At 61.1% G+C, this 5,266-nt stretch carries 4 protein-coding genes and 1 pseudogene; 3 read left to right on the top strand and 2 right to left on the bottom strand.

Going from position 1 to position 5,266, the window contains the following annotated elements; genetic code table 11:
- The first annotated feature begins 826 nt into the window (after positions 1-826).
- On the top strand, positions 827-1,348 hold the full coding sequence (locus tag JOZ76_RS00150; protein ID WP_291696613.1) for a ParB N-terminal domain-containing protein: 522 nt from the start codon (positions 827-829) through the stop codon (positions 1,346-1,348).
- 101 nt (positions 1,349-1,449) lie between these two features.
- Here the strand turns inward: JOZ76_RS00150 and JOZ76_RS00145 are convergent, their stop codons facing one another.
- The gene (locus JOZ76_RS00145; RefSeq protein WP_291696611.1) at positions 1,450-2,181 is read right to left on the bottom strand and encodes a phytanoyl-CoA dioxygenase family protein; all 732 of its coding nucleotides are present in this window, start codon (positions 2,179-2,181) and stop codon (positions 1,450-1,452) included.
- Between the two features lie 268 nt (positions 2,182-2,449).
- Between JOZ76_RS00145 and JOZ76_RS38075 the strand changes: the two are divergent.
- Positions 2,450-2,773, top strand: a pseudogene (locus JOZ76_RS38075) (J domain-containing protein); the annotation flags it as partial.
- Positions 2,774-2,968: 195 nt separating this feature from the next.
- The gene (locus tag JOZ76_RS00135; protein ID WP_291696612.1) at positions 2,969-3,775 is read left to right on the top strand and encodes a tetratricopeptide repeat protein; all 807 of its coding nucleotides are present in this window, start codon (positions 2,969-2,971) and stop codon (positions 3,773-3,775) included.
- 142 nt (positions 3,776-3,917) lie between these two features.
- Here the strand turns inward: JOZ76_RS00135 and JOZ76_RS00130 are convergent.
- The coding region (locus JOZ76_RS00130) for a TAXI family TRAP transporter solute-binding subunit (RefSeq protein ID WP_291696610.1) at positions 3,918-5,266 on the bottom strand (1,349 nt) is incomplete at its 5' end.

The raw sequence follows: 5,266 nt of genomic DNA, 5'->3' as shown, positions 1-5,266 counted from the left end.
TGCGACAGGCAATTATCCCACAGCCAACCATCCGCTGCTTGCGTCACTGCAAACGGACACTCCGCAGGCATCTCTACGAGCCTCCACGAAAACGTCGATATCAATCGATGCCCGTGCTATCTTAACGCCTATGGGGAAGGCCGGGTGGCTGGCCGCACCCATGGCCCGCCAGCAAAGAAAAAGCTGGCGGCAGTTACCACAGGTTCAGCCAATCAACCGGCCTTCCCTGCGCAACGGTTTTAACGGTGTCCTTCGTGCTCTCCTCGGGGACCGGGCTTTCTTGCCCCCGTCGCGCGCTGCGTTCGTAACGCCTGCGCGCTTGGCCTCAGCGTCGGGAGGCCGGGACCACACGACTTCGCCGTCCGTACCGATATCGCTCGTCGCGCGACACCGCTACGTCCATCGCATCCCGCGCTCCACGTTCGTGACGACGCGTCCGCCCCTCTTCATGAGCACGGGACGCCGATACACAACCACATATTTCCGAAAAACGGAAGCAAAATATTTTTTCGCAGGGGGCTTGACGGTAGAATCAACGCTGCATCGCTTTCGAACATTTGATTTTTAACACCCGGATTTTGCTGTGTCCGGAACCAACGCGAGGGGTTGCGGCACCGAAAATCGCGCAACTGGGGCCGCTTGGACGAATCACTGCTCCAGTTCGAGGGCAAGCCCGCCACGCTTGCGGGAGGCAACGGCATGTCATTAATGTATGGGTTCGCGCCCGGCGCCTCCATTCGCCCGCGAGTGGCGGCTCCGCTTTTCGGACCCATAGTCCAAGCAGTCTGGTGCGTTGGACGGGCTCGACCATGACGGAGGTGAAGCTGTGCTCAAACCGGAAAGCTTCCCGATCGACAAGATCTACGTTCCCGTGAAGCGGAGGAAAACGCTTAAGCCCGAGGTGGTTCAGGAAATCGCGGAGAGCATGCTGGAAATCGGGCAACAGACTCCAATTCTCGTTCGGCCCGATGAAGACCGCCTCGTGCTGGTCGAGGGGCTGCATCGATTGGAAGCCTGCAAAGCGCTTGGCGAAGGCGCCATCATCGCGCTGTTGGTCTCGGCCGAGGAGGCGCATCAGAAGACGCATTCAGACCCGGGTCTGGAGGCGGAACGCGAGAAGATGGAGCGCCTCAGAAAACTTCGTCTGGAAAAGGAGGCCGCGGACAAACTCGCCGTTGCTGCAAAAGCTGCCTCGCCGACGGAGGCCGCGTTGCGTCAGCGAGAACAGACAATCCGGAACAACCCCAAAGCAAAGTCGAGCCAATCGGGTCGCGCGCGCTCCGGATCAGCACCAACGACATTATCGGACTGGATCAAGCAACAGGAGCGCAATGGTGGTCGTTATTGAACGTTGAGCGGGCGCGGTCTTCATTCAGAAGCTGGTGCTTGGCCCGATCAAGCCAATCGGCTGCATCGGGCCATAACCATAAGTTTGCTCGATGACCGAATTCAGATTTTCCAACCATCCCAGATGTTGGTCAAAAGCTCCCACCGCCGTGTCTCGATTCCCTTGAACCAGACGCGAAAATAGATCGCGATCCGGTCATTGGCCGATAGATTGACCGCGGCAGCGTGGGCCAGTTGGTAGTGACACAGAATGACATCGCCGGGATTGGCAAAAAGCTGCCTCGATTGCCCGAGGTCAATCTGTGGCATTCCCTCGTGCATTGCCCTTGGACCGCGATTTCGGAAATAAGCTTCAAGCCGGTGGTGTGAGCCCGGCCAGACCGTGAAGTTGCCGGCAAACTCGCCGTCCACCCTCGTCAAGAACACTCCGAGAAGAGCTGTAAAGTTGCTGATCGGGCTTTCGGCAGGGCGGCCGTTTGCCCCGGTGCCGGTGCCATCGATATGCGGCACGGGCGGGTAGGGCTTGTCCGTGTTATGGGCCTGCCTTATTGCGATCTGTCCGGGAGAAAACTCGATCTCGTTCCAATCGAGGACACGATCGAGGATGGGCCTTGCCGTCGAATGAGTCAGGAGTTCACTGATTGGCGGCTTGTCGCGAAGATCGGGGCAGAAGGAAATGTTGTCGTACTCCCGCTGCCGCGCGGGATCACAGTTGTGAGCGCAGTCCGCCTTGATCGCCTCGATCGCCGGCCTGACGAGATTACTGGACACGGCGCCCGGGAATAGCGCCCAGCCGTCTTGGCGTAACGACTCGAACTGCGCGTCAGTGATCATCGACAAACCTCCAGCGAATCGTCTCTTGCTGCCAAAACGCCGACGAGCGTCTCTTCTCGACGTTTTGGGCCGCCGCTGAACGCTATGCGTATGGAACCGTGCTCGCCTTCGGCCAATCGGCGGCATCTCGACCTGCATTTCGCCCTGAGACGGCAGCGGTCAATCTAGCGGTTTTCCGCAGATGGGCAATCAAGGCCCCAAAGTGAGACGGCGGTGACCTCATTCCATCGCGCTTGAAGTCCGCGAGCCCGTCCGACGGGCTGGAGCCATGTATTGGCGCGCGTCGATGAGCAGCGAAACGCATGGCACTCGACTGCTGCGCGTTTCAGGCCACTTTTCCGCCGTACTGGATTCGCACGATTCCCCCATTCGCTCTCGTCTTTTGCACGTCCGTGTGCCGACTTTCAGACAGAGCCATTTGCGGAGCAATCGCAAAGCCTCGACGGGCAGCGGAACCATGACGACGCTCTATAATCTGCTCGAAGCGCTTCCCGGTGACGACGCCGGCAATCTCAGGAAAGCCTTTCGCGAGGCAGTCAAGGGCGTTCATCCCGACATCCGTCCGAACGATCCCGAAGCGGCGCTGAATTTCCGGCTCATCGTCCGCGCCATGGAAATCCTGGGCGACACCGATCAGCGCGCTGCCTATGATCATCTGCTGGAGCAGGCGCGCCGCGAGCTCGAGCAGGAACGGAGAGCCGCGAGGATCCGCAACTTCGCCTATACGATGATCGGACTTGCGGGCATTTCGATTGTCGCAGTTTGCATGCATGTTCTGTTCGCGCCGATGGCCGCGGTGCCGTCTCGGGCCGGACAGGCTGATGAGCCTTCCCGCGGGCCGGCCGAGATTGCATTCAACAGCCGTTCCGCCCGGCCGGACTTTAACGAGGACAGCGCAAGCCGCGGCCCGGAAATCACCGGAGCGGCAGAGACGCGGGATGACTTCCTCAAGCGATGGGGCGCCTACGACATCGACGGGCCGGCCGATCGAAAGGCCGAGGCCGACAAGCCGGCGGAGGAACAGCATCAGGTCGCGTCCCGGCCGGATGCGAACGAGGAGAACGCGGCGGCCGACCGCAACGCCGAGATCGCAACGCAGGCCAAACCTCCGGATGATCTCCCGCCTCCGTTGGGCGCCAACGACAACAACGCGCCCGCCGACCGCAACGCGAAGACTGCGACGGTGGCGAAACAGCCGGAGACGCCGGACGTCCCCATGCCAGACCCAATCCCGCCGGCACGGCACGAAGATGCGGACGGCACAAAGATTGCCGTCGAACCCCATGACAAGACCGATTCGAGCGCAGTGATGCACGCGCAGGGAGTCAATGCCTATCGCAACGGCGACCTGAAACTTGCGCTTGCGGACTTCGATCGGGCGATCGCACTCAACCCGAAATTCATGATCGCCTACATCAATCGTGGCATCGTGCTTTATCGAATGGGGAAGCTCGATCGTGCCCTGGCCGATGTGGCCCGGGCAAGGCGGATGAACCGGGTGAGAGTTGGGTCACTTGCCGCCTTGCCAAATTCGTTGGCGCATCGCTCTGTCTCGAAGTCGCGCCCAGCGGTCTTTCGATCGTCGGAAAGATAGTGGCCGTGGCCGGCTTCTATCTGCCCCGTGAAACTCAGCCCGGATGAGCGGCGCGACATTCGGGTACACAAGCCGACGACAGACCTGGATATCGCTGTGCTCATCCGAACGACGTTGGCTTCGGCGCGCGGAACCGCGCCTGTCACTTGCCCCGCGCCTGCCGCCACCGCAAAAATTCCTGGTAGAGTGCCGTGCTCCGATCCGGCAGGGTGGTGCCACTACCCGCAGACACGCCGGTGGACGCAGCGGCCTGGCGCGAGCCGGCGGCTTGCTCGGCGCCGGCCGACAGGCCGCCATTGGTGTCGCCGCCCACGTGCTGGTCGAGCCAGGCCTGCGCTGCGTCAAACCGTTTCCAGCCCGGCAAGGTCGCCGTCAGATTGACCTCGCGCCATTTGACGTGGCGTGGCGGCTTCTGGAACTCGGCGATTTTTGGAAAGAACGCCTCCACGAAGCGTTGCACGCGCTCGTAGCGATCGACATTGGTCTTCGGCCAGTTATACGCGATCAGCACCGCGCTGACTGCTACGGTGTTGATGGTCTCGCCGCGTGCAATGAGTTCCGGATAGTCCTCATGGGTGAGGGCCGCCGGCAGGTAGTCGTCCTGGAGCTGCTTGGGATAGGGGATCGGCACGAGATGCAGCCCGTCCTGGCCGCCGAGTTTCGACATCGAACGGACCGGCTTGCCCGCGATCAGCGCCGTGGCGGCGATCTCGCCGCTCTTGACCTTTTCGATGGCTTCGACCTGCGACAGGCTGACTTCCTGGACATCGATGCCGAGTGCATTGAAGAGGTCGCGCATCGAGTAGCTCGTGCCGCTGCCCCTTGCGTCGAGGTTGACCTTGAGGCCTTTGAGCTGCGCAAGCGAGGTGATGTCGGGCCTTGCGACGAGATGGACCTCCTCATTGAACAGTTTTGCGATGTAGACGATCTTGTCGTCGAATTGGCCGAGCCGCTCGTTGGAGCGGCGGAAATTGTTCAGGATGTTGGTTTGCGTCAGCCCGATATCGACGCCGCGCACATAGCGCACGTCGCGGATGTTGCGCGGGCCGCCAATGCCAGCGATCGGCAGGATGCGCAGATTGTCGCCGTCGTTGAGGACGTCGGCGAGATCATACGCCATCTGCAGATAGGTGTCGTCCGAGTTGGGACTGCCGGAGATCAGGCCGATGGTGTTCTTGTTGGGCTGCTCGCCCTTGTAGATGCCGACGCCGACCAAATAATCGCCCATGCGCTCGACCCAGGCCGATTTGTCGTCGATCGAGCCGGTTTGCGGATTTTTCCAGCGGAAATCGCTCCAGCCGTGATAGGGCGGCGTGGTGGCGATCCTCATGAAGTCCTGGGTCGTGAACTTGCCGTCCTGATCCCGCATGTCGTGCAGGTTCTTGCCGCGGATGCCCGGAAACGCGCCGTTTGCGACATGCAACGTCCCTTCGATGGTGTGAACCCAGGGATAAAGGTCGCGATCGTTGAACTGACCGGCATTGATGGCGC

This window comes from Bradyrhizobium sp., assembly GCF_019244115.1.
GTDB lineage: Bacteria > Pseudomonadota > Alphaproteobacteria > Rhizobiales > Xanthobacteraceae > Bradyrhizobium.
The sequence above is the reverse complement of the archived record's forward strand: the minus strand, read 5'-3'. Positions and strand labels throughout refer to the sequence as shown.